The organism is Nisaea sp. (assembly GCF_017640745.1).
Classification (GTDB): domain Bacteria; phylum Pseudomonadota; class Alphaproteobacteria; order Thalassobaculales; family Thalassobaculaceae; genus Nisaea.
This window is the reverse complement of record NZ_JAEPQA010000014.1, coordinates 99,554-122,762: the sequence shown is the minus strand read 5'-3', so window position 1 is coordinate 122,762 and position 23,209 is coordinate 99,554. Positions and strand designations below refer to the sequence as shown.

Here is a 23,209-nt window from a genome sequence, read left to right as displayed (position 1 = left end):
ACCGGATGCAGTTCCTGATCCCGCGACAGAGAACCAATGCTCTGAGCGAGGATCTGCGCCGGACCACCTACAGCTTCCGGCAGCTGACGGATGAGGAGCGGGCCTCGGCGCGCCCGCTCGAGATCAAGGTCGTGACGGTGGACCCGGGCGATACCGAACCTGTCCTCGCCTCCGGCGTTCCGCATCCGGGCTACGAGGTCCGCTTCTTCAGGGTCATGAACGGACTGGAGACCGACGGGCTGCCAGCCCCGGGAACGCGCGTGAAGACGGTCGGGCCGCGATAACGGTTTCAGATTTCGGTATAGAGATCCGAACTCCGGTCGACATTCCGGCTGATATGCTGCTTCAGCTTCAGCATCGCACGGTGTTCGAGCTGTCGGACGCGCTCCTTGCTGACGCCAAGCACCACGCCGAGTTCCTCCAGCGTCGCACCGTCCTCGACCAGACGCCGGCGCTGAATGATGGTCTGCTCCCGCGGGCTGAGCTCGCAGAGCGCTTCCTTGAGCCATTTGGATCGGGTCTCGGCGTCCCGCATGCCTGTCACGATATCTTCCGGCGTCGGACGTTCGTCGGATAGCAGCTCCAGCCATTCGTCCTCGCCGCTCTCGCCGATCGGCGCGTTGAGGGACTGATCCGATGCGGACATCCGCTGTTCCATGGCCTCGACATCCTTGAGGCCGACACCGAGTTCTTGCGCGACACGCTGTCGTTGCTCGTCGAGGCTAAGCTCCTCAGACGCCTGCTGGATCTTCGCCCTGAGACGGCGGAGATTGAAGAACAGGGACTTTTGAGCAGCAGTGGTGCCCGTGCGGACAATCGACCAGTTGCGCAGCACGTAATCCTGGATGGCCGAGCGGATCCACCAGCTGGCGTAGGTCGAGAAGCGCACTTCGCGCTCCGGCTCGAACCGGGCGGCGGCCTGCATGAGGCCGACATTGCCTTCCTGGATCAGGTCACCGATCGGCAGTCCGTAGTTACGGTATTTCGAGGCGGAGCTCACGACGAGGCGGGTGTAGGAGCGAACCAGAAGATGGAGAGACTTCTCACACCCCTCCTCGCGCCATGCGCGCGCAAGCTCAAGCTCCTCTTCCCGTTCGAGGAGCGGTTCGTTCATGCTCGACTTGATGTAACTGACGTTGGCGCGCCGCGTTTCGGGGTCGTCGATATGTGCCATAGCTCCACCTCCACACCGCACCAGTGATATTTCTCACGATGCTCTACGGTCCCCCGAGGAAATCGGATCACTGGAGGGGTGTTTTGGCGACTCTTATCGGATCACAAACGCGAGAGCGCATACGGCTGAGTGCAATGGGCAGCGGGTTCAGACACAAAGTTGGTCGACCATCGCCCCACCGCGGGTGAGACAAACGGCGTTCAGCACGCCGTCGAACCCGGCTCCACCGTCGAGACTGAGTGTCGATTGGGTCTCGACGATGCCCTCATGCGCCGGATCGAAGCCGCGCACGACTTTGGCGAACCCGCCGTAACCGGCGTCCGAGAGAGAGGCAAATCCCTGGCTGTTCCACCAGAACCCGTCTTCCTGATCGGCGAGCGGACGGACCGGATCCAGCCCGGTGCTGACGAACAGCAGACCTCCGTCCTCCGTGTATGCTGCCCGGCGGAACCCGGCCATGAATTCGTTGTGCCCGGGATGCGCACGGATGGCCTGGCGCAACTGGCCGGTCCAACGGCTGACGGCGAGCAGCCCCTCCGAAATCGCGGCGCGTGCCTGCTGCTCTCGGCCGCCATAGGCTTCGAGGGTCGCCGCGGCACCGCGCTTCAACATCCAGTCGAGAATTTCGTCGCAATCGCCGGCGAACTGAAGCTGCAGCATCTTGCGCCACATCTCCTCCTGGCGGCCGCGCAGGAACACGATATCGTCGGGATGGGTATAGGGCGGCTGGGCCAAGACAAGGCGCCGGAACCGGAGCAGCTCGTCGACCGTCTCGATGATCGACCCGCCATGGCCGTAATAATTTCCGAGATAGACGATCTTGTCGCCCGGCTCGAATCGCTCGCTCATGGCGGCGTGCAGGGCCGCGAGCCGCTCCGCATCTCCATGGATAGAGGCCACCGCCCAGACACGCGTGCAGTTGCGCAGAATGGCGAAGCGGGCGTCCGTTGCGAGCGGAAGGCTCGGCTGGCCCATTTCTGATTTTGCCGCGTCTGACATCGCTTTGCTCCTCCCCTCCAGATAGCAATTCACACGCCGGACGCCAACGGTCGAAGTTGACCCTGGGTTCCTCGAAACGAAACAGGCGGCGCCGATGGCGCCGCCTGCAAACATGAAATGTCCGTTTGGGCTGACTGCCGGGATCAGGCAGCCGCCATGATCTTCTCGAGCCGATCCGTCGCCGCGTCCTCGTCGATCTTCTCGATCGCGGCAAATTCACGCGCCAGACGGTCGAGCGCGGCCTGGTACATCTGCCGTTCGCTGTAAGACTGGTCGGCTTGGCCGGTATTGCGGCGCAGGTCGCGGACGACTTCGGCGATGGACACCGGATCGCCGGAATTGATCTTCGCCTCGTACTCCTGGGCACGGCGGGACCACATGGTCCGCCGCACGCGCGCGCGGCCCTTCAGCTTGGTGATCGCAGCATCCATCTGCTTGCGCGTGCTGAGGCGGCGCAGACCGGAATTGTTGGCTTTCCCTACCGGAATCCGCAGAGTCATGCGGTCTTGTTCGAAGGTGATCACCAGCAGATCAAGTTCAGTCCCTGCGATTTGCTGAGTTTCGGTGCCAATGATCTTACCGACGCCATGGGTCGGATAGACCACGAAATCCCCAGCCTTGAACTCCACTTTTTTTGTCATTCGTCGGTCTCTCTCACTTGTCTGGACCACGGGCTCGCATCAAGCGCGGAAGGCTATCGGCGGGCGCCAAAAAAGCGGGCCAATGCCCGCCTTCGCGGATACCGCTCGACTATGGTCCGAAACCTTCCCGGATACGGCGGCGAGGCGAGACGTTTTGCCCCACCGAATTCACACACATTATCACAAAATTCATCAAATTGGGAGTCTGCGGGCGCATGGCCCGCCCCCGCAGGGCGCATGGCTTACAATTTTATGACAAATGCGCGAAATCCTGAGGTTAATCGCCCTTGCCCGGAGCCGGCGAGAAAAACTTGTCGAATTTTCCTTCGACGCCCTGGAAATTATCGGCGTCCGGCATGGCGTCGATCTTGCGCGTGATGTTCGGCCATTGCTCGGAATATTGCCGATTGAACTCGATCCACTTTTCCGCTTCCGGCTCGGTATCCGGCAGGATCGCCTCGGCCGGGCATTCCGGCTCGCACACACCGCAATCGATGCATTCGTCGGGATGAATGACGAGCATGTTCTCGCCTTCATAGAAACAGTCGACCGGGCACACTTCGACGCAGTCGGTGTACTTACACTTAATGCAGAGATCGTTGACGATGTACGTCATCAAAAGACTCCATGCCCGGCGAACCTCGTCGGTCTCGTTAATGAAAAACGGGTTATTCGGCAAGCCCGAGTTTCTGCATGACACGTTTGCGCGCTGCGCCGCTTTCCTGATCCGAGACATAAATCAGCCCCGTCACCCGGCGCATCAGGCTGGCCTCGTGATCGTGCAGGACGCCGTCCGCATAGGCGACTTCCCAAAGCATTTCCATCAGTTCGACCCGTTTGTCGTGATCGAACTCGTCCCGAATCACCCGCGTGTAGCTGTAGAAATCGACGCTTTGCTCCATTTCGGCGACGGCATCGTCGATCAGGCGTCGGACATCCGTCTCCGGCAGGCCGAACCGGCGTTCAAGCAGAGCCTCGATCGCGCGGCGCTCTTCCTCACCGAACTCTCCGTCGAGGGACGCCGCCTTCACCAGCAGGGTGGCGACCGCCTCGGCGACGCCGTCCAGCTTTGCAGCCTCACCGGCGCCGTCGGCGCCGAACTTGTCGAAAAAGGTCTTCAGCGAACCAAGCATGAAAAATCCAATGGCAACGGGAAATGCCCCCTATCTAAGCCCTCTGACGAATTTGACAACCTGCCGCTCCGGCCTGACCGCGCAGCTACTCGTCGCGTGAGCGGAGCTGGTCCGTCTGCCGCCGTTCCCGCTTCGTCGGCCGTCCCGCCCCGGGATCGCGCTTCGCTGCGGGGGCCGGCGCGGGCGCTTCACCGGGTTTCGGTCCCGCGGGCTCGATCGGCGCCAGATCCTCGTACAGCAATTGCGCTTCCGGCGCCGGGCCGCGGCGCTCGGCGAGGAACAGGACCTTCACCACGCGGATATGCGGGCCCTGGGGAAAGGTCAGGACGTCGCCCTCGCGCACCAGCTGGTGCGCCTTGGTGACGGTCTTGCCGGAAAGCCGGAGACGTCCGGCGCCGAGCATCTTGTTGGCGAGCCCCCGGCTCTTGAAGAACCGGGCGCACCAGAGCCACTTGTCGAGACGCTGGGTCCCGGCTTCGCTCATTTCGCCAGTTTGAGCTGCTGCAGCACCGCGAAGGGAGAATCCTCGGGCCGCATCGCCGGACCGTTCGAGCTGATGACCTTCGGACCTTTCGGCCCCCGCGGGCCACCGTCTTTGCGCTTCGGCCCGCGCGGACCGTCCTTGCGCTCACCGTTCGGCCGACCCTTGCGCTCGCGCTTCTCGCCGTCGCCGGCCTGCTGCCCCGGCTTGCCGTTCTGACGGTTGCGCTCCGGCCTTTTCTCGCCTTCCAGCCGTTTTTCGCCCTCGGGACGGCGCTTCGGCTCGCGGCGGCGGGCGATGAAGCGGGGCTCGCCCTCGACATCCTCGCCGCGGCGGTAGCCGAGATCGGTCAGGATCTCCGCCATCGCCTCGTGCCCGACTCCGGCCAGAGAGAGCATGTCGGCCGAGATCGCGAAGGCCCCCTCACGAGCGGCCTGGCGCACCATCTGGGCGACGCGTTCCAGCATGTCGGCACGCACCGCATGACCGCCGACCCGCTTGTAGCCGATGGCGAGATAGAACTCGTCGCTCGCATCCTCGGACCGGGTCACCATGACGCGTCCCGCCGGCGGCGGTCCGCCTTCCGGGAACTGGCCGGAATGGACGCTCCAGAGCATGGCGCGGAATTCGACGGCCTTGGGCTTCAGCAGCACCGGCAGAAACACGGTCTCGGTGCCGAAACGGATGCCCAGACGGGCAAGCGACTTGCGCTGCTCGTCGTCGAGATCGCGGCGCAGCGAGGAGACCTTGTCGGCGGAGACCCCGCCGACGCCTTCCAGCACCTGGTACGCGATCCCCCGGGCGGCGCCTTCCAGCTCCGCGCCCTTGATCGCCGTCAGGGCGCCGAGGCGCTCCTCGATCTCGCCGGAGAGCCAGGCGCGCAGCCGGGTCTCGATCCTCTTGCGCATCTCGCCGTCGAGCAGTTCCTCGTTCGCGACGCGGATCTGCGGCGAGAGGATATCGGCACCCGCCTCGAGCTGGGCGATTTCCGCCCCGAGCCAGATCACCGATCCTTTCGGCCCGATCGAGAAGGCCGCGTTGTCCGCCGCCTCGATCTGACCGGTCCGCCGGGCGAGTTCCTCCGGCAGGACTTTGCGCGCCGCCGTCAGAACCGGCTTCGCGTTGGCGCTATCAACTACATCAGGCACGAATCTCAATCCTTCCATGTGACCGACAGCATGGCCCTCCACGACCACCGTACTGTCGGATTTCACGGCCGCAGACAAGTTCCCGCCGTCCTTCAGCTTGCGCATGAACAATGCCGCGCGCTTGTCGACGAACCGCTGGGTGAGCTTGTCGTGCAGAGCATCCGAAAGGCGGTCTTCGACCGCCCGCGTCTGGGCCTGCCAGTGCGCGGGGTCGGACACCCAATCTCCCCGGTGGGTAATATACGTCCAAGTGCGGATATGTGCGATACGGTTTACCAGCGTGTCGATATCGCCGTCCGTGCGGTCGTGGCGCTTCACCTGGTTCGCCACCCAGTCGGTCGCCAGACGCTCCGGCCCGTCGGTCAGATCGAAGAAGATCTTCGACAGCAGCTGGGCGTGCGACTCGCTCATGGTCTTGCGGAAATCCGGGATCTGGCAGATGTCCCAGAGCAGCTTCACCCGGTCGGGCGAGGTCGCCCGGTCCTGCACCGCCTCGATGCGCGCCATCGCCTCCAGCGCCTGCTGGTCCTCGGCGTCGCGCTTGCGGATCACGTGCGGTTCCTGGCTGTGGGTCTCCAGCGAACGCCGGAGCAGGCCGAGACTTCCGAAGGAGAGCCGGCTGTTGCGCCAGTAGACATGGCGCAGCGGGTCGAAGCTGTGGTTCTCCAGCGCCTCCACCATCTCCTCGTCGAGCGGCGGGCAATCGGCCGTCACCCCGAAGGTGCCGTCATTCATGTGCCGTCCGGCGCGACCGGCGATCTGCGCCATTTCCGGCGGCGTCAGGCGCCTCGGGGCGCGGCCGTCGAACTTCATGTCCTCGGCGAAGGCGACATGGTCGACATCCATGTTCAGCCCCATGCCGATGGCGTCGGTCGCGATCAGGTAATCGACCTCGCCCTCCTGGTACATCGCGACCTGGGCATTGCGGGCGCGCGGCGAAAGCGCGCCGAGCACCACGGCGGCGCCGCCGCGCTGACGGCGGACGATCTCGGCCAGCACATAGACGTCGGCCGCGGAGAAGGCGACGATGGCGGAGCGCCGCGGCAGCCGGGTCAGCTTGCGCGGGCCGGTATAGGTCAGGTTCGAGAGCCGGGCCCGTCCGACGATCTCCGCCTTCGGCACCAGTTTCCTGATCAGCGGGCGGATGATGTCGGAGCCGAGGAACATGGTCTCCTGCCGGCCGCGCGCATGCAGCAGCCGGTCGGTGAAGACATGGCCGCGCTCGCGGTCGCCGCAGAGCTGGATCTCGTCCACCGCGAGGAAATCGACGAAACGGTCCGTCGGCATGGATTCGACCGTGCAGACGAAATAGCGCGCCCTTGGCGGCAGGATCTTCTCCTCGCCGGTGATCAGCGCGACGGCCTGTTTCCCTTTGAGCGCGACGATCCGGTCGTAGTTCTCGCGTGCAAGCAGGCGCAGCGGGAAGCCGATCATGCCGGTGGCATGGCCGAGCATCCGCTCGATCGCGAAATAGGTCTTGCCGGTGTTGGTCGGGCCCAGCATCGCGGTGATGCGGCCCTCTTGCGTCGAACTGCTCATGGGAAGGTTTCGGATTGGCCCTCGATCAAAATGGGGGCGGCGCGGGACTTGCGATTAATTCCAACTTCCCACATATCAGGCCTCATCAATCACATTGATCCCATTTTAAGCAAGAGGTGATCGCGAAAATGACTGCGGAAAAGCGGACGTTCCAGGCCGAGGTCAGCAAGCTCCTCAAGATCGTCGCCAATTCGCTCTACAGCGAGCGCGAAGTCTTCCTGCGCGAACTGATCTCCAACGCTTCGGATGCTTGCGACAAGCTGCGCTATCTCGCGCTGACCAAGCCTGAACTGACCACGGGCGACGGCGAATTCAAGATCAAGATCGCCGCCGACAAGGAGGCGAAGACCCTCACCCTCTCCGACAACGGCATCGGCATGAGCGCCGAGGAGCTGGCCGACAATCTCGGCACCATCGCGCGCTCCGGCACCGAAGCCTTCGTCTCCAACCTCTCGGGCGACGAGAAGAAGGACGCCAGCCTGATCGGCCAGTTCGGCGTCGGCTTCTATTCCGCCTTCATGATCGCCGACAAGGTCGAGGTGCTGACCCGGCGCGCCGGCGAGGAGAAGGCCCATCTCTGGACCTCCGACGGGCTCGGCGAATACACCATCGCGGATGCCGAGAAGGCCAATCGCGGCACCATCATCACCATGCATCTGAAGGACGACGCCCTCGAGTTCCTCGAGGAAGCGCGCCTGCAGCACATCGTGAAGCGCTATTCCGATCATATCCCGGTGCCGATCCTCTTCATCTCCGGTGACGAGGAGAAGCCGCTGAACGAGGCCTCCGCGCTCTGGACCCGCGCGAAGAGCGAGATCAGCGACGAGCAGTACAAGGAATTCTACCACCACGCGGCGCATGCCTTCGACGACCCCTGGCTCACCCTGCACTGGAAGGCCGAGGGCGTGATCGAATACAATTCGCTGCTCTACGTGCCGACCGAGCGGCCGTTCGACCTCTTCCATCCGGACCGCAAGAACCGGGTGAAGCTCTATGTGAAGCGGGTCTTCATCACCGACGATTGCGAGGGGCTGGTTCCCGAATACCTGCGTTTCCTCCGCGGCGTGATCGACTGCGAGGACCTGCCGCTCAATGTCAGCCGCGAGCTGTTGCAGCGCAATCCGGTGCTGCAGAAGATCTCCTCCGCCGTCACCAAGCGCGTGCTCTCCGAGCTGACCAAGAAGGCGGAGAAGGAGCCCGAGGAATACGCCAAGTTCTGGGACGCCTTCGGCCCGGTGATGAAGGAAGGGCTCTATTCCGACAGTGGCGAGCACAAGGAGGCCCTGCTCTCCCTCGTCCGCTTCAAGACCACCGAGAGCGACAAGTTGGTGAGCCTCAAGGACTACGCCGAGCGGATGAAGGAGGGCCAGGAGGCCATCTACTACATCATCGGCGAGAGCCCCGAAGCGCTCTTGAACTCGCCGCATCTCGAAGGCTTCAAGGCCAAGGGCGTCGAGGTCCTGCTGCTCTCCGATCCGATCGACGATTTCTGGATCCAGGCGATGTTCGGCGGCTACGAGGGCAAGCCGTTCAAGTCCATCACCCGCGGCGCCGCCGATCTCGACGCGGTGAAGGGCGGCGAGGAGGACAAGGAAGAGGACGCGAAGAAGGACGACGAGGCGAAGAAGGAGGCCGGCGCCGAGATCGCCCCGCTGATCGCCTCCCTCAAGCTCGCGCTCGGCGACACGGTCAAGGACGTCCGCGAGTCCAAACGCCTGACCGACAGCCCGGTCTGCCTGATCGCCGACGAGGGCGACATGGACATCAATCTCGAACGCCTCTTGCGCCAGCACAAGCAGCTCGAGAAGGCGACCCCGCGGGTACTGGAGATCAATGCCAAGCACGCGGTGATCAAGACGCTGGCCAAGCGGGTGAAGGCGGGCAAGACCGGCCAGGAACTGGAAGACGCGGCCTACCTGCTGCTCGACCAGGCCCGCATCATGGAAGGCGAGGCCGTGCCGGATCCGAAGGCGTTCGCCCGGCGGCTGGCGCTGGCGATGGAGCGCGGGCTGGCGGTTTGAGGTTCACTTTATGACAAGGGGGCGGGTCTGCTCGCCCCCGTCACCCTCACGCCCCTATCGTCATCCCGGCCGCAGAGCCGGGATCTTTTTGCCTGCGCACTCCGTTATGAGAACCCGGGTCACGCCCGTGATGACGACCGCATGGGCACCGGTTAATATGCGTGCCGGGCATGCCGGTTACGGTGGACACATCGGCCGCAGAAAGGTGGCGTTGGATTAGGTGTTGCAACCGTTGGCACGCCACACGAGGAAGGGCTGCGGGGACGATGAGAAAAAGTCAAATTCATGAATACATACCTATCTCCATCTCTCTTCGACTCATACAAATTCTTATATTATTTGTTGTTTTATTTTTTCATACTAACAAAACATTTGCACAAAATGAAAAAAATATAAACATCTACAAAGAATTCGAATCAAAAAAAATTAGCGATTTAAAAGTCGATTTATTTTCATCAATTGAAAATTCAAAACGTGGAAATAGTATAATAAAAAATAATATCGAATTAAAAATAAGAAATTATTATGGTCATATATACTACAGGGAAATCATCTCGAAAAATCTCGACCCCGTCATAATTTCAAAGATCGCCTCTCAGATCTCCCGATACGAAAATATAACTGACAAATTAATAGTTCAAAAATCATATTCTGAATTGAAGAATATGAAAGGCGCCTACCTTACAATCCTCTACCTCAACAGAGGAGACTACCAAAAACTAATTAAACTATATGATTCACAAGGAATTGACATTAGAATTTTAGACATTGAATCATATCCATGCAAAGTAGAGAAATTTTCTCACGGAACTAATTTTATAAAAGAAACTATGGCGATTATTGTCGAATCCGACAACAATAAATTGGTTGAAAATTGTATCGGGAATGTTTTTTTCTATGCCTTCTACCCCGGAGAACTATTAGGCTTGATGGAAACCGGGCGAAAAAGCGCATTCATGGGCCCCCAGGACTTGTTCAATTTGAGAACTATTTACGACGACAGGATGCCATTCAAAATGGAAAACGCAAAAGATAATAATATGGTCGATTTAATTGTTACAGATGCAAAATCCTGGGTCATTAAATGTTATGAAAGCAACAAGTGTAATTAGATTCAGTTCTATTTCATAAATTTGGGGGGACAATTAGGGGGACACTACTTAATCCGCGACGTCACCCCGGCGCAGGCCGGGGCCCAAGGGATGACGGGCGGCGCTTTATGATCCCTGGGTCCCGTCCTTCGGATTAAGGGGACACACTACTTAATTCTACGAATTAAGGAATTAAGGGAAAACGATACTTATTTTTCGCCCCAAAATAAACTACGTTACCCCGGGAGTTAAGGGGAAACACGACTCAATTCGAGGCTGTAATCCCGGCCGCAGAGCCGGGATCTTTCCGCCTGTGCACGTCGTCGAGAGATCCCGGGTCAGGCCCGGGATGACGGCCGCATTGGCACCGATTAATATGCGGCGGGACCCGCTGATGGCGGAGAGGCGGAAAGCGAGTGAGTGAAGGAATGCGGGAGCGATGAAATCGAGAGGTACGCTTGAGGTGGTGCGTTCAACTATACGAGCGCTCACAATATGGGCTCTGAGCGGGTTCTCAGTATTTGTCTTGTGCGAAAACGAATCAGTCGCGGCGCCCTCAATAAACCAAACCGACATATCGATTTCAAAAGATGGAGAAAATATTGCATTCTCAGCGTACAATTTTCCTGAAAACGGCAAGAATGCCATCATAATTACTGGCGCAAAAGATGACTCGATCACATTGATCGAATCAACAGATAGATTTCTTGTACATGATCCCAAATTCTCGCCACACATAGACAGCGAGATACTGTTCACTGAAAATCATTTGTCCAAAGAAGTTGGCGTCGGGGTTGATGTCGTCAGATATAATTTAGAAACAAAAGAAAAAGAAATCATCGAAACGGGCATTTTTCACGATATTGAATTATACAGATCATATCCTGGGTATCTTTCGAATGGAGAAGGTGTTTTTTTCGCAACCAGCACGGTTAACAGATTCAACGGAAAATTTCGTTTTGGAGGTGGTTTTTTATCGATAAAACATTTTAATCAAACAAAAACAATACTGTTTCCAAATTCATTTCCGCGAAATGCTTTTACGCATATTAATGAAATTGTATCTTTGGAGGACGATATATTTTTTTCTGCTAATGTTGGAAATTCTAGAGCTGCAAATTATATCGATGGTTTCGAAAAACGTGAAATTGGACATTTTTTAAAGTATACTATTAATAGTAAATTTGCAAAAATGGTACCTATGGACGATAATGTTATCTCGATTTCAGCGATGTGCCGCAAATCCGATATCGAGATTTTATTAATAGCAAATATTAAAAAATCTGAAAAAAATATAGAATATGACTACCCACAAAAGAAAGGTATTTTTAACACTGAAACAGGCGTTTTCGAATTTTCCGACTACTTAGACAAAAATGAATACATAAGACGAATGGACTGCGCTAACATAGATGGAATCCTTCGAGTTGCGTATATCGGGACCAGAAAAAACGAAGGAGAATTCATTTCCATTAAAGAAAATGGGCTGGAGATAAAACAAATAAAAGAGCGTGATATCTCTGGTTTTTTCAAGAAATAACTACATTTGAGATAAATCATCTGATCAGAAAACTCTAAACCATCACCGCTTTAAGGGGACACGATACTTAGTGCTCCCCAACGCGCGACGTCATCCCGGCGGAGGCCGGGGCCCAGGGGATGACGGGCGGCGTTTTATGATCCCTGGGTCCCGTCCTTCGCGGGATTAGGTATCAAATGCACCTAGACGACAATGCGTAGGTTCGCGGCGGTGGCGGCGGGGCTAATCTGCGTCGTTGTGTATCTCAGCATACTCATAGGTCACGTCGTGTTTCATGCCGGGCTTTCGAACGTGGAAGCTGGATATATCGACGGACCAGCAGGCCGTAGTCTCGTGCGGAACACCGAAAATGTCTTCGTAGAGCAGCTTTGCGAACACGAAAAAGCGCCAACGCTGCTTCTTGTTTCGAATGATTTCATCTCCCGTCAGAGCCCCATCATAAACGACGGGAACTTCAAATGTTTGCCGGGGATGGATGACGGTAATGGATTTCCCCGCCTCAATGTTTGGGAACGGGTAATCTTCGGGAATAGGGTGCTGGAGATATTTCACGATGCCAGCAAAGCGCACCTTCTTTCCGAGAGTCTGTCCGCTGTTTTCGTGCCGGACGTAAATGATAGCCTGTTGCGCGTTGCCGTCGAAACCAAAGCCAGCGGGAACAATAGCCAGGTAGGCCCGCAATTCGATCTTGGAAGTGTTCTCGGCGCTTTCGATGGCTCTTTCCGCAGCGCGAGCTTGATCGGCAGTAAACTTGAGGGTCGCGAATATGGCGACCATGCCGCCAACGGTCAGGATGCTTTGCAGGATAGCGACCCAAGTCATGATGCACGCCCATTGCGCCATGCTTTGTTGGGCTTGCAGGTCCTGTTGAGCGCGGTTGCGCTGTTCGGAGGGCTCGGGTTGGTCGCGTATAGTTTCGAGCGTGGATGCAACGCGATTTATAGCGTCTTGAAGCGCTCCGCCGCGTGCAATGCTCCCATCATTCTGTGCTGGCTTTTCTCCGGTCTTATTGGGGCCGTCGTATGCGCTGCTGGAGTTGCTAATCTCGCAATTGCCCTGCTTGCATAGCGGGCAGGTGTAGATAGCAAGCGCGGCTGCTGCCGCGATCAGGCATCCCCCAAGTGCAACTGCGTACAACCAATAGCGGATAGACATTGGAGGAAGAATACAGCGGAGAAACCGCCACGCGCCACCTTGTTGCGCAGGTTGACTGCGGTGAACTCGATTCCAATCGCTGACAACCGCTCCGCGAGCTGATCATAGGTGATGCTGCGGCGGGTCATTTCCGCACGGATGATGCCCTTCGCGAGGTTCACCCACTTGTCGTCTGACTTCATGGCGTAGCTCCTTTCGTTACTGACGCCATCATAATTGTTACTAACGCCATTGACAATGGCTATGCGTGCATCCATATATGTTACAACAGTAACGTATTTGATGGCGCAACCCGATGTCTCAACACTTCCTTCTTTCCGCGAAAGCCCGGACATTGTCCGTGGTTCAAGTCGCGCGGATGACGGAAGACGAGGCACGGGCTTTGTTCCGTGCCATCCGTTGGGCCGATACGGACGGCGATCCGGTCTGCCCCCGCTGCGGCTGCTACGCGGTGTACGAGTACAAGGCGCGCAAGATCTTCAAGTGCCAGGGTTGCTCGCATCAGTTCAGCATCACGTCTGGAACGATCTTCGCGAGCCGCAAACTGCCGGTGCGCGATATCCTGCTGGCGATGGCGCTCTTTGCGAACGCTGCCAAGGGCATGAGCGCGCTGCAACTCGGTCGTGACTTGGACGTGCAGTACAAGACGGCTTACGTGCTGGCTCACAAGATCCGCGAGGCTCTGGCGGCGGAACAGGCGGACGCCACGCTGAAAGGCGCGGTCGAGGTAGACGGTGCGTACTTCGGCGGTCACGTCCGCCCGGAGAACCGGAAAGAGGATCGTAAGGATCGACGCTTCAAGGTGAACCAGTCCGGCAAGCGCCGTGTCGTCGTTGTCATGCGTGAGCGTGGCGGACGCACCCTGCCGTTCGTGTTCCCGTCGGAAGCGGACTCGCTGAACACCATTCGCGAGCGTGTCGAGCCGGGTTCTGTGATCCACGCCGACGAAGCCGCATCTTGGGATGCGCTGCACGGCTACTACGATGCGCGCCGGGTGAACCACTCGATAGCGTTTCTGGATGACGGTGCCTGCACCAATCAGGCGGAAAGCTACTTCTCCCGTCTGCGCCGTGCCGAGCTAGGCCAGCATCACCGCATCAGCGGGAAGTACCTGCATCAGTATGCCGGTGAGATGGCATGGCGTGAGGACAACCGCCGTCAGCCGAACGGCACGCTGTTCACGGCGATGGTTGCCGCTGCGTTGGCGCATCCGGTGTCGCGGCAGTGGAAGGGGTATTGGCAGAGGGCCGCTACTAGTTAGCTATATCGCCCTCAGAGAGGGCATATATGCAAACATGCAAAGCATGCGGCAAGCGCGACAAGTTCAATTTCCATGTTCCTGACGACGTATGGGACACGGTCGTGCCGTTGGATCTGAGAAGCTTGGTTGTGTGCCTTGAGTGCTTCGATGGGTTTGCGGCGTCCGCCAAGGTTTCGTATGCGGACAGCATTGATGTGGATTTCTACTTTGTTGGGGACGCCGCAACTCTGTTGATGCAGATCCAAAATAGGATACCCAGTTAAGATTTGCAGTTCCCGGCTTTCTCTTTGCCTTGGCATTCATTGCAAAGCTCGCCGGATGCGGGCTTTGTGCTGCGCGAATCGTAATCTGACTTCGGCCAGTTGGAGCAATTAGTGCACCAATGCCACGTGTCGCTTCCATTGCGCTTTCTGTAGGCCATTCTCTCCTCCCGAGGTTATTGGCCGGAAGAGAGTAAGGCTTAACCCAAAGGCAACTAAATCGAGTAGTTTTTGTTTTTTAGAATCGCAAAGGTTGCGCCTTCTGAACCCCTGATCTTCCCCGCATCCTCCATCCGCTTAAGCGCTCTCTTCACCCGCTTACGGATATCGCCACGTACTGAGGTGTTCTCTTCTGCAATGCCCTTCCGCTCAAGGATGCGGGAGACAATGCTGGACACGTCCTGCGGGCCGCTGCGGAGGATATCGAGGATAAGGCGCTGTAGCTCACCGGCTCGGAAGTAGCCCTGCTCCCGCTTGTACGTGGGACGTATGGGGTTCCGGGCGTGGTCATAGCCGAAGACGGACAGTGCAGCGTCCAGCGCGGCGATCTGCTGGTCTAGCAGCGACAGAAGTTCTTTAGCGGTCTCACGTTCGCCTGATAGCTCAGCGCGTTTACGGATGAGGCCAGATACGGTGCGGTCCATGCCGTGAGGGTAGCGGACGGGCCGTGCTAACCACACGGAGAGCTAGGTGCGTTTGATACCTAATTCCGGTCCTTCGACGGGATGACGAACGAGGGGCGTATGGATTGAGAGAGTCACTCCTCAATTCGACATCCTCCCGGTCCGATCCGCTGTTCTCCGCCAACCCCACCATTGCACCCACGCGCAAACCCGCTATCGTGCCGCCGCACAGAATTCACCGCACACAGGACCTCGCCCATGGCGCCGCAGCCCGCCTCCTCGCAGCTTCTCGACAATTGTCTCACCGACGCGGAATTCCCCGAACTGCCGGGCTTCGTCCGGGGCAAGGTGCGGGATGCCTACAAGCTGCCGGACGGGCGGCGCCTCTTGATCGCGACCGACCGGCAGTCGGCCTTCGACCAGGTGCTGGCGGCAGTGCCCTACAAGGGCCAGGTGCTGACCCAGACGGCGCGCTACTGGTTCGACCATACGGGCGACATCTGCCCGAACCAGGTGATCTCCTACCCGGACCCGAATGTCGTGCTGGTCAAGGATCTCCAGATGGTGCCGATCGAGATCGTGGTGCGGGCGTACCTCACCGGCTCCACCAGCACCAGCGCCTGGACGATGTACAATCGCGGCGAGCGGGTGATCTACGGCCATCCGTTTCCGGACGGCATGAAGAAGAACCAGAAGCTCGAGAAGAATATCATCACGCCGACGACGAAGCCGGTGGATGGCGGGCATGACGCGCCGATCACGGAAGCGGAAATCCTCGCCTCGGATCTGGTGACGAACGATCAGTGGCACGAGCTGGCGGAAAAGAGCCTCGCGCTCTTCGCCCGCGGGCAGGAACTGGCGGCGAAGCGCGGGCTGATCCTCGTCGACACCAAGTACGAGTTCGGCATCGACAGGGACGGCACCATCACCATCGCCGACGAGATCCACACGCCGGATTCCAGCCGCTACTGGATCGCCGAGAGCTATCAGAAGCGGTTCGACGCCGGCGAGGAGCCGGAGAGCCTCGACAAGGAGTTCCTCCGCCTCTGGATCGCCGCCAAGTGCGATCCCTACAAGGACCCGATCCCGGAGATCCCGGCCGAGACGCTGCTCGCCTTCAGCGACAAGTATGTCTCGCTCTACGAGCAGGTGACGGGGCTGAGTTTCGAGAAGCCCGACCCGGCGGTTCCGGTGCGCGAGCGGATCCGCAAGGCCCTGGCAGCGGCGCTGCCGGAGTATTTCTAAAACAAATCTCGTCATCCCGGGCCTGACCCGGGACCTTTTTATGGAGCGCTCGTTCGATAAGGTCCCGGCTCTGCGGCCGGGATGACGACCTATTTGAACCGCCCGATTGCCGACTAGCTGTACAGGCCGCTCCGGTGGCGCTCCAGAAGCCGGGCGAGTTCGTTTTCCAGGAGTTCGAGCTCCTTCTCCAGCACGCGCTTTTCGCCGTTCAGGCGTTCCGACTGGACGCCCAGGGTCAGGAGCTCGTTGCGGACGGCCTCGCCGGCCGAGGTGATCTTGCGGCTGCGGGCCAGATCGAGGGCCTTCTCCACCTCGTCGACCTCGCGCCGCTTCTTCCGGATCTCGTATTCGAGATCGTCGATCTTGTCCTTCACCTCATGGACCGCGAGGCCGGCATTGTAGGCCGAGAGGAAAGACGCCTCGTCCCGTTCCCGGCAGACGCCGTGGTAATCGTCGTCGCGCAATCCCGCCTGGTACCCGTTGGAGGGCGCACAATAGTGATCCAGACCGCGCTCCCGCCCTGCGAGGTAGGCATCGAGGTTCGGGCTGATGCCGTATTCGGCGCATGATTTGCGGTGATCGGCGATCCTCTTGCTGCCTTTCCCCGTCGATCCATCGGCGAACCCGATGGCGTTCCAGTCGCCAAGGCGGCACTCCTCTTTGGAAAGCGAGCTGCAACCGGCGAGAATGAGGCCGCAGAACACGAGGAGAATGGTTTTCGCTGAACGCATGCTGAAAAATCCATAAGTTGAAATCGCACTGCAGACGCACCTTCCGATCGCGTCCCAATCAACGGCGGTTCCGGTCCGCCTCCGGAGACAGACCGCTGGATCCGTTTCGGGACAAGCCAAGCATATCGGCGCGGAAAATGGTATGCTTAAGTCCCTAGTTTCAGTGACACATCTTGCTCCCCGACGCGCCCGCCTTCCTCCTGCTTCGAGCGCAGACCGGCGGCTCAAGGACACGAATTAGGAGAATAGATGGCATAGCTGCCTCTCTCCAAAGCTCCGCATCCCCAAAACGCTCCGGGAGCGCCTCCGCGGAACAACCCGCGCCGTCGCGCGTTGTCATGGCAGGAGGTGCGATATGACAGACAAGGATCTGTACATCGAGAAAGCCCGCGCGCGGATCGCGCAGTGGGATGCAGAGATCGATCGCATGAAGGCCAGGGCCGACGAGGCCGAGGCCGACGCAAAGATCGAGTACCGGCGCCAGGTCGACGAGATGCGCCGGGAGCGCGAAAAGGCCGAGACCCGGCTGAAGGACCTGCGCGACGCGAGCGACAGGGCCTGGGACGACGTGAAATCCGGCTTTGAGAAGGCCTGGGACGACATTGCCTCCGCCTTCGACAACGCCCGGACCCGGTACCAGTAACCCGATATCAGTAAGCCATTTTCACCAAGGAGACCGAGAGATGAAAATCCGCAACACCCTTTGCATGACCGCCCTTGCCGCCGCCCTGACCGCCGGCGCAGCCCCGGCCATCGCCTCGGAGACCGCTCCCTTCGTCAGCGCGAAGGAAGTCCGCAGCGAGATTTCCGAATCCATGGATGCGATCGCCAAATACACCGCGCAGGAGCGCAAGCAGGCGGTTGCCGAAGCCGAGGAGGCGATGAACAAGCTCGACGCGGAAATCGACCGCTACGCCGCGGCGATGAAGGAGAACTGGTCCGAGATGTCAGAGGACGCCCGCGCCTCGGCCGAGAAAGGCCTCGCGAAGCTGCAGGCGGCGCGGACCGAACTCGGGGCGCGCTACGACGCCCTCGAGGCCGGCACCGCCGATGCCTGGGACGATCTGAAAGCGGACTTCGCCGCCGCCTGGGACTCTTTCGCCGAGACCTGGGAGTCGGCCGACAACAGCGCCGCAGTGAAATAGATATCCCGGTCGAATAGACATCCGAAGAAACATCCGCGGCACGCCGCCGAGCCATCGGCGGCGTGCCGTTACTTGTGCTGCCGCCTCCGGCAGCCCCATTCCCGAAGTTTGATTTATGTCATGGAGCGCTTCCAAGCCTCCGCGCAGCATGATCGAAGACATTGTGCTTGCAGGAGGAAGAGTATGCGTTTCATGGCTTTGGCTCTTGGATTGCTGATCGCGGGCGCGGGAACCGCCGGAGCGCAGGAGGTCCAGGTTTCCTTCAGCGACATGCAGAGCGTGATCCCGAGCGAGGATGCGGACGTCTGCGGCAAACGGTACGGCGGCGGCTACGTCACCTCGCCGCACGCCAACGGCGCCGCGCATCACAAGGCGAGCGACGGCGGCCACAGCATCCATATCAGGAAGTCCAGCGTCTCGATGCATCACGGCGTCTACGTGATGTCGAACGAATACGAGATCACCTTCAAGGATGCCGACGTCGCGACGGCGGAGGCCTTCGTCTATGCGACCGCACTCTCGCGGCGGGGCGACTTCAGCGGCGTGTTCTCGGACGGGCGCTGCATGGGCAAGGTAACGATCGGACTGAAATGATCCGGCCGGATCCGGCCGGGAGGAAACAGGTCTGCAAGGAGGACAAGGAATGAACACGAAAGAGCTTCTCGAAAAATACGCCGCCGGCAACAGCTATGCGCAGGTGAGCGCTCAGGCCGAGACTCGCGAAACGTCCGGGGGCGCGGCGCCCGCCGAGGGTCCGCGCAAGAGCGCAAAACCGACGCCAGCGATCTGCTACATCCCCTGATGGCCGAGACCGCGCGCATGACCGGCGCCCTCGACAGGATCGGCACGCTCGACCTCGCTGTCGTGAGGAAAAAGCTGGTCATGCCGGTCGAGGACGGCGGTTACAGCTGGCCAGCTGAGGCCACGGAGCAAGCGATCGAAGGCTATCGCGATTTCCTGAAACAGGCACTCGCCCATCGCAGGCTGAGGGCCGAGCATGAGGCGCGGGGCCTCGCGGACCCCGGGCCTGGCCCGGCGCCGGACCGGGTCGTCGATATCGTCTGGCACACACACATCCTCTTCACCGAGAAATATCACGCGGATTGCGAAGCCGTCTTCGGCGGATATCTGCATCATCGGCCGACCCTTGCCGACGAGGACTTGTCTTCAGGCAAGGACACGGTCCACGCGGCTCAAGCCTGACCGCGCATGCCCCCGTTCAGCCTCGACGACTTTCTCGAACGCCACCGCGCGCTGGAGCTGCCGACCAATCTGGACACGTATTTCGCCGCGCCCGAGCGGGCCGGAACGTTGCTCGAACTGCCTCTGAACCTGCCGGAACCCGTCGTCGCTGAGATTGGCAACGCTCTCTGCAAACTCGATTTCAACCGTTACCCGGCCAGGGAGGCTGCGGCGCTGCGCACGGAGATTGCCGAGCGCCTGAGGCTGCCGCCCTCTCACACCGTGCTGCTCGGGAATGGTGGGCTGGAACTCATCGATCTTGTTCTGCAGGGGGTCGGGCACGGCGCCGCGATGCTGACCCTCGATCCCGATTTCTTCATGTTCCGTCGCAGCGCCGCCAAACACGGCGTCAAGGTGCATGCGCACCGGCTCGAACCTGATTTCGCGCTCAATACCAGTGCGTTTCGCAGAACGCTGGCGGAGACGGCGCCGGACCTGATGCTCTTCAGCAATCCGCACAACCCGACATCCTTGCTGTTTCCGCCGTGCGAGGTCGAACGCCTCATCGCCCACGCGCCGGGTCTGGTCCTGCTCGACGAAATCTATGCCCCCTTCGCACCGGAGCCCGACGCCGCGCTCCGGCTCCTGGAGCGCCACCCGAACCTGCTCATTCTGCGCAGCTTTTCCAAGGTCGGTGCCGCTGCGATCCGGCTCGGCTACCTGATCGGCCATGCAAAGGTCCTTGAGCGCTTCTCCGCATGGCAGAGCAGTTTTGCCGTCGGCTCCCTCGCCCTCCTCGCCGGGCGCGCGATCCTCCGGCACGCCGCGCTGGTCGACGCGGCGGTCCGGCAGGTGACAGAGGACCGGGACACGTTCATCGCAGACATGCAAGTTCTGCCCGAGGTCGAGGCTCTACCAAGCCGTACCAATTTCGTCGTCGCGCGGTTCAAGGGCCTGAACGTGGCGGAACTGCACGACCGGCTCGCGGAACGCGGCGTGAAGACGGTCCCGCTCGCGGGCGCCCCCGCGCTCGCGCACTGCCTCCGCTTCGGTATCGACAGCCGCAAGCGCAATGCGCTGACGCTGGAACACCTGGCAGCGGTCCTTCGCACGCCCTAGACGGCGGTCCCGATGCTCGACGAATTGAGCATCGTCAATTTCACGCTTTTTTAGTAGAACTATGCCCCGAAGGTGCAGTTGCAGTTCCCTTGCCATTCGTCGCGCGCTCTGCCGCGAGGTGGGGGCGATGCATAACGGGATTGACGGGAAGCGTGCATTGGATCGCGAATTCGAGATTGCTGCCGGAATGAAGCAGGCCCTGCTCGAAGACCGCATTTCCGACATAAGTGCAGTCTTCCTCAGGAACGGCGCTCACCCTCCCGAAATCGCATGGGCCCCTCGGACCGAGCAGATACCGGACCCCCGACTTCAGCAACTGAACGACTATTGGCGGGTTAAGGCGGAGGACGGCGTGGCCGCATCGTCGAAAGCAATCGACCCGTCGGAAATGCGCTTCATTCTCGGCTATGTGATGCTGCTCGACGTGCTCGACGGCGGCGCGGACTTTCGCTACCGGCTCTATGGCAGCCTGATCGCCGAGCGCTTCGGGCGCGACGTCACCGGCCGGACGGTGCGCGATTTCGGAGATACCGAGTATATCGTCAATTTCTTCCTCGCGACCTATCAGGCGGTCACCGAGACAGGCCGGCCGCTGCTCTCCACCCACTATCCGCGCCCCGGCTCCCAGACCGCGAGCTGGAGCCGTCTGATCCTGCCGCTTGTCGACGGGGCGGGCGCGGTCTCGCGGCTTCTCGTCGGCCAGATCCCGGGCGAGTGGCGCCCCCGCGCGCCCGGTGCCACGCCGCCGTCTTTCTGAACCCGGCCCTAGTCCTCCGCAGCGGCGTCACGCGCCGCGGTCTCGTCGAGCCTCTCGTTGAGACTGCCGAAGATACGCTCCAGCGCCGCGCGGTCGGCCGGATCGAGTACACCGAGCAGGTCACGCTCAAACCCGGTCGCCAGTGGGACGATCTGCCGATAGACCGACCAGCCCCTTTCGGTGAGCGAGATTTCCAGCAGCCTGTTGTCGGACGCCTTGGCCAATTTCCTGACCAGGCCCGCCGCCTCCAGCCGGCTGACCGCGCGGCTGACCTTCACCTTGTCGAGATTGACCCTGGCCTGGATGTCGCGCACCGAGATCCGCTCGGCGCGGGCGAGATGGGCGATCACCCGCCATTCCGGGATCGAGATCCCGAAGCGCTCGGCATAGAGCGTCGAGAGCGCCTTACTGACCCGGGCCGCGATCACCGCCAGCCTGTAGGGCAGGAAACGGTCCAGATCCAGCATGTCGGTTTCGGCGTCAGACTGTTCAGGCATCGGCAATTGACATTCGTTTCATTTGTAACGATCATCCTCATCCTACGGGACACGGTGCCCGGAACCAATCAAAAATCCGGGCCCGAACAGCCCTTCCGGGAGGACGAAATGAACAAGGTTTCCGAATCCGCCGGCATGAGCAGCAACCCGCTGACCGGCACCTCGAACGGCTACATGCCGGGCTTCGGCAACGATTTCGAGACCGAGGCCCTGCCAGGCGCCCTGCCACAGGGTCAGAACAGTCCGCAGAAATGCGCCTACGGCCTCTATGCCGAGCAGCTCTCCGGCAGCCCCTTCACCGCCCCGCGCGGCGAGAACGAGCGCAGCTGGCTCTATCGCATCCGGCCCTCGGTGAAGCATACCGCGCGCTTCGCCCGCATCTCCGTCGACGGCTGGAAGACTGCGCCGCACCAGCCGGACCACGGACTGCCGCTCGGCCAGTACCGCTGGAACCCGGTGCCGGTGCCTGGCGCGCCGACGGACTTCGTGCACGGCATCAAAACCATGACCACCGCCGGCGACGTCAACACCCAGGCGGGCATGGCGGTCCATGTCTATGCCTGCAACGCCGACATGACCGACGATTACATGATGAACGCGGACGCGGAGCTGATGGTCGTGCCGCAGCTCGGCCGCATCGAGATCTTCACCGAGCTCGGCCGCATGACCCTCGCGCCGCGCGAGATCGCCATCGTGCCGCGCGGCATGATCTTCAAGGTGACGCTGCTGGACAAGGAAGCCCGCGGCTATATCTGCGAGAATTACGGCGCCAAGTTCACCCTGCCCGGCCGCGGCCCGATCGGCGCCAACTGCCTCGCCAATCCGCGCGACTTCAAGACGCCGGTCGCCGCCTATGAGGAGAAGGAGACACCCTGCCGCCTGATCGTGAAATGGTGCGGCAGCTTCAACGTCACCGAGATCCCGCACTCGCCGCTCGACGTCGTCGCCTGGCACGGCAATTACGCGCCCTATAAGTACGACCTGACCACCTTCTCCCCGGTCGGCGCGATCCTGTTCGACCATCCGGACCCGTCGATCTTCACCGTGCTGACCGCGCCGTCGGAGACGCCGGGAACCGCGAACATCGACTTCGTCATCTTCCCGGAGCGCTGGATGGTGGCCGAGCACAGCTTCCGCCCGCCCTGGTACCACCGCAACATCATGTCGGAATTCATGGGCAACATTTACGGCGCCTATGACGCCAAGCCGGAGGGCTTCGTTCCGGGCGGCATGAGCCTGCATAATTGCATGCTGCCGCACGGGCCGGACACCCAGGCCTTCGAGGGCGCCTCGAACGCGGAGCTGAAGCCGCACAAGCTGGCCGACACCATGGCCTTCATGTTCGAGACCCGCTTCCCGCAGCACCTGACGGAATATGCCGCCAAGGAGGCCCCGATCCAGGACGACTATATCGGCTGCTGGACCGGGCTCGAGAAGAAGTTCGACGGAACGCCGGGCATCAAGTGA

25 protein-coding genes and 1 pseudogene are annotated in these 23,209 nt (G+C 60.3%); 14 read left to right on the top strand and 12 right to left on the bottom strand.

The features are described from left to right. Positions 1-284 (top strand): annotated as a pseudogene (locus JJ959_RS11720) (peptidase M48); the annotation flags it as partial. A gap of 5 nt (positions 285-289) precedes the next feature. Here JJ959_RS11720 and JJ959_RS11715 read toward each other — a convergent pair. From JJ959_RS11715 to JJ959_RS11685, 7 genes are all read right to left on the bottom strand, one after another. Continuing rightward, a complete protein-coding gene (locus JJ959_RS11715) occupies positions 290-1,174 on the bottom strand; it encodes an RNA polymerase factor sigma-32 (RefSeq protein WP_292883789.1) in 885 nt (294 codons plus the stop codon). A 147-nt stretch (positions 1,175-1,321) separates the two neighbouring features. Further along, positions 1,322-2,173: a hypothetical protein gene (locus JJ959_RS11710; RefSeq protein ID WP_292883786.1), complete on the bottom strand. Its 852-nt coding sequence runs from the start codon at positions 2,171-2,173 to the stop codon at positions 1,322-1,324. 143 nt (positions 2,174-2,316) lie between these two features. Beyond that, positions 2,317-2,814, bottom strand: a complete 498-nt coding sequence (locus JJ959_RS11705) for a CarD family transcriptional regulator (RefSeq protein ID WP_193187080.1) — start codon at positions 2,812-2,814, stop codon at positions 2,317-2,319. Positions 2,815-3,091: 277 nt separating this feature from the next. Continuing rightward, positions 3,092-3,430, bottom strand: a complete 339-nt coding sequence (gene fdxA / locus JJ959_RS11700) for a ferredoxin FdxA (protein WP_292883776.1) — start codon at positions 3,428-3,430, stop codon at positions 3,092-3,094. A gap of 52 nt (positions 3,431-3,482) precedes the next feature. Next, a complete protein-coding gene (locus tag JJ959_RS11695; protein ID WP_292883773.1) occupies positions 3,483-3,947 on the bottom strand; it encodes a TerB family tellurite resistance protein in 465 nt (154 codons plus the stop codon). An 85-nt stretch (positions 3,948-4,032) separates the two neighbouring features. Further along, positions 4,033-4,431, bottom strand: a complete 399-nt coding sequence (locus JJ959_RS11690; protein WP_292883770.1) for an RNA-binding S4 domain-containing protein — start codon at positions 4,429-4,431, stop codon at positions 4,033-4,035. Beyond that, entirely contained in the window at positions 4,428-7,115 is a 2,688-nt protein-coding gene (locus JJ959_RS11685; RefSeq protein WP_292883767.1) for a helicase-related protein, read from the bottom strand. The genes JJ959_RS11690 and JJ959_RS11685 overlap by 4 nt, the downstream gene beginning before the upstream one ends. 128 nt (positions 7,116-7,243) lie before the next feature. On the opposite strand from JJ959_RS11685, the gene htpG reads away from it, so the two are divergent. The 3 genes from htpG to JJ959_RS11670 all read left to right on the top strand — a co-directional run bounded on the left by htpG (position 7,244) and on the right by JJ959_RS11670 (position 11,767). Further along, on the top strand, positions 7,244-9,136 hold the full coding sequence (htpG, locus tag JJ959_RS11680; RefSeq protein WP_292883764.1) for a molecular chaperone HtpG: 1,893 nt from the start codon (positions 7,244-7,246) through the stop codon (positions 9,134-9,136). A gap of 161 nt (positions 9,137-9,297) precedes the next feature. Next, a complete protein-coding gene (locus JJ959_RS11675; protein WP_292883761.1) occupies positions 9,298-10,248 on the top strand; it encodes a hypothetical protein in 951 nt (316 codons plus the stop codon). Positions 10,249-10,666: 418 nt separating this feature from the next. After that, positions 10,667-11,767 carry a hypothetical protein gene (locus JJ959_RS11670; RefSeq protein ID WP_292883758.1) on the top strand — a complete coding sequence of 367 codons (1,101 nt, stop codon included), beginning with the start codon at positions 10,667-10,669 and terminating at the stop codon, positions 11,765-11,767. Positions 11,768-11,989: 222 nt separating this feature from the next. Here the strand turns inward: JJ959_RS11670 and JJ959_RS11665 are convergent, their stop codons facing one another. Then, on the bottom strand, positions 11,990-12,922 hold the full coding sequence (locus tag JJ959_RS11665) for a hypothetical protein (protein ID WP_292883755.1): 933 nt from the start codon (positions 12,920-12,922) through the stop codon (positions 11,990-11,992). Then, positions 12,874-13,104 carry a DUF6471 domain-containing protein gene (locus JJ959_RS11660; protein ID WP_292883751.1) on the bottom strand — a complete coding sequence of 77 codons (231 nt, stop codon included), beginning with the start codon at positions 13,102-13,104 and terminating at the stop codon, positions 12,874-12,876. The genes JJ959_RS11665 and JJ959_RS11660 overlap by 49 nt, the downstream gene beginning before the upstream one ends. A 113-nt stretch (positions 13,105-13,217) precedes the next feature. Here JJ959_RS11660 and JJ959_RS11655 point away from each other — a divergent pair, with 113 nt between their 5' ends. Further along, positions 13,218-14,183 carry an IS1595 family transposase gene (locus JJ959_RS11655; protein WP_292883748.1) on the top strand — a complete coding sequence of 322 codons (966 nt, stop codon included), beginning with the start codon at positions 13,218-13,220 and terminating at the stop codon, positions 14,181-14,183. 475 nt (positions 14,184-14,658) lie between these two features. Here JJ959_RS11655 and JJ959_RS11650 read toward each other — a convergent pair whose 3' ends face one another. Further along, entirely contained in the window at positions 14,659-15,087 is a 429-nt protein-coding gene (locus JJ959_RS11650) for a hypothetical protein (RefSeq protein ID WP_292883745.1), read from the bottom strand. A gap of 237 nt (positions 15,088-15,324) precedes the next feature. Here JJ959_RS11650 and JJ959_RS11645 point away from each other — a divergent pair, with 237 nt between their 5' ends. Beyond that, positions 15,325-16,311 carry a phosphoribosylaminoimidazolesuccinocarboxamide synthase gene (locus JJ959_RS11645; RefSeq protein ID WP_292883743.1) on the top strand — a complete coding sequence of 329 codons (987 nt, stop codon included), beginning with the start codon at positions 15,325-15,327 and terminating at the stop codon, positions 16,309-16,311. A gap of 113 nt (positions 16,312-16,424) precedes the next feature. Here JJ959_RS11645 and JJ959_RS11640 read toward each other — a convergent pair whose 3' ends face one another. Further along, a complete protein-coding gene (locus JJ959_RS11640; RefSeq protein ID WP_292883740.1) occupies positions 16,425-17,042 on the bottom strand; it encodes a DUF2799 domain-containing protein in 618 nt (205 codons plus the stop codon). Between the two features lie 355 nt (positions 17,043-17,397). Between JJ959_RS11640 and JJ959_RS11635 the strand changes: the two genes are divergently transcribed. The 7 genes from JJ959_RS11635 to JJ959_RS11605 all read left to right on the top strand — a co-directional run bounded on the left by JJ959_RS11635 (position 17,398) and on the right by JJ959_RS11605 (position 21,245). Then, positions 17,398-17,685, top strand: coding sequence for a coiled coil domain-containing protein (locus tag JJ959_RS11635; protein ID WP_292883737.1), 288 nt, complete (start codon positions 17,398-17,400; stop codon positions 17,683-17,685). Between the two features lie 40 nt (positions 17,686-17,725). Continuing rightward, positions 17,726-18,187, top strand: a complete 462-nt coding sequence (locus tag JJ959_RS11630) for a hypothetical protein (RefSeq protein WP_292883735.1) — start codon at positions 17,726-17,728, stop codon at positions 18,185-18,187. Positions 18,188-18,379: 192 nt separating this feature from the next. Beyond that, positions 18,380-18,781, top strand: a complete 402-nt coding sequence (locus tag JJ959_RS11625) for a hypothetical protein (RefSeq protein WP_292883732.1) — start codon at positions 18,380-18,382, stop codon at positions 18,779-18,781. A gap of 49 nt (positions 18,782-18,830) precedes the next feature. Beyond that, entirely contained in the window at positions 18,831-18,989 is a 159-nt protein-coding gene (locus JJ959_RS11620; protein WP_292883729.1) for a hypothetical protein, read from the top strand. 17 nt (positions 18,990-19,006) lie between these two features. Next, positions 19,007-19,390, top strand: coding sequence for a hypothetical protein (locus JJ959_RS11615; protein ID WP_292883727.1), 384 nt, complete (start codon positions 19,007-19,009; stop codon positions 19,388-19,390). Positions 19,391-19,396: 6 nt separating this feature from the next. Next, positions 19,397-20,488: a histidinol-phosphate transaminase gene (locus tag JJ959_RS11610; RefSeq protein ID WP_292883725.1), complete on the top strand. Its 1,092-nt coding sequence runs from the start codon at positions 19,397-19,399 to the stop codon at positions 20,486-20,488. A 61-nt stretch (positions 20,489-20,549) separates the two neighbouring features. Further along, positions 20,550-21,245 carry a PAS domain-containing protein gene (locus JJ959_RS11605; RefSeq protein WP_366817014.1) on the top strand — a complete coding sequence of 232 codons (696 nt, stop codon included), beginning with the start codon at positions 20,550-20,552 and terminating at the stop codon, positions 21,243-21,245. Between the two features lie 8 nt (positions 21,246-21,253). Here JJ959_RS11605 and JJ959_RS11600 read toward each other — a convergent pair whose 3' ends face one another. Further along, entirely contained in the window at positions 21,254-21,742 is a 489-nt protein-coding gene (locus JJ959_RS11600; protein WP_292883723.1) for a MarR family transcriptional regulator, read from the bottom strand. A gap of 108 nt (positions 21,743-21,850) precedes the next feature. Between JJ959_RS11600 and hmgA the strand changes: the two genes are divergently transcribed. Beyond that, positions 21,851-23,209, top strand: coding sequence for a homogentisate 1,2-dioxygenase (gene hmgA / locus JJ959_RS11595; RefSeq protein ID WP_366817012.1), 1,359 nt, complete (start codon positions 21,851-21,853; stop codon positions 23,207-23,209).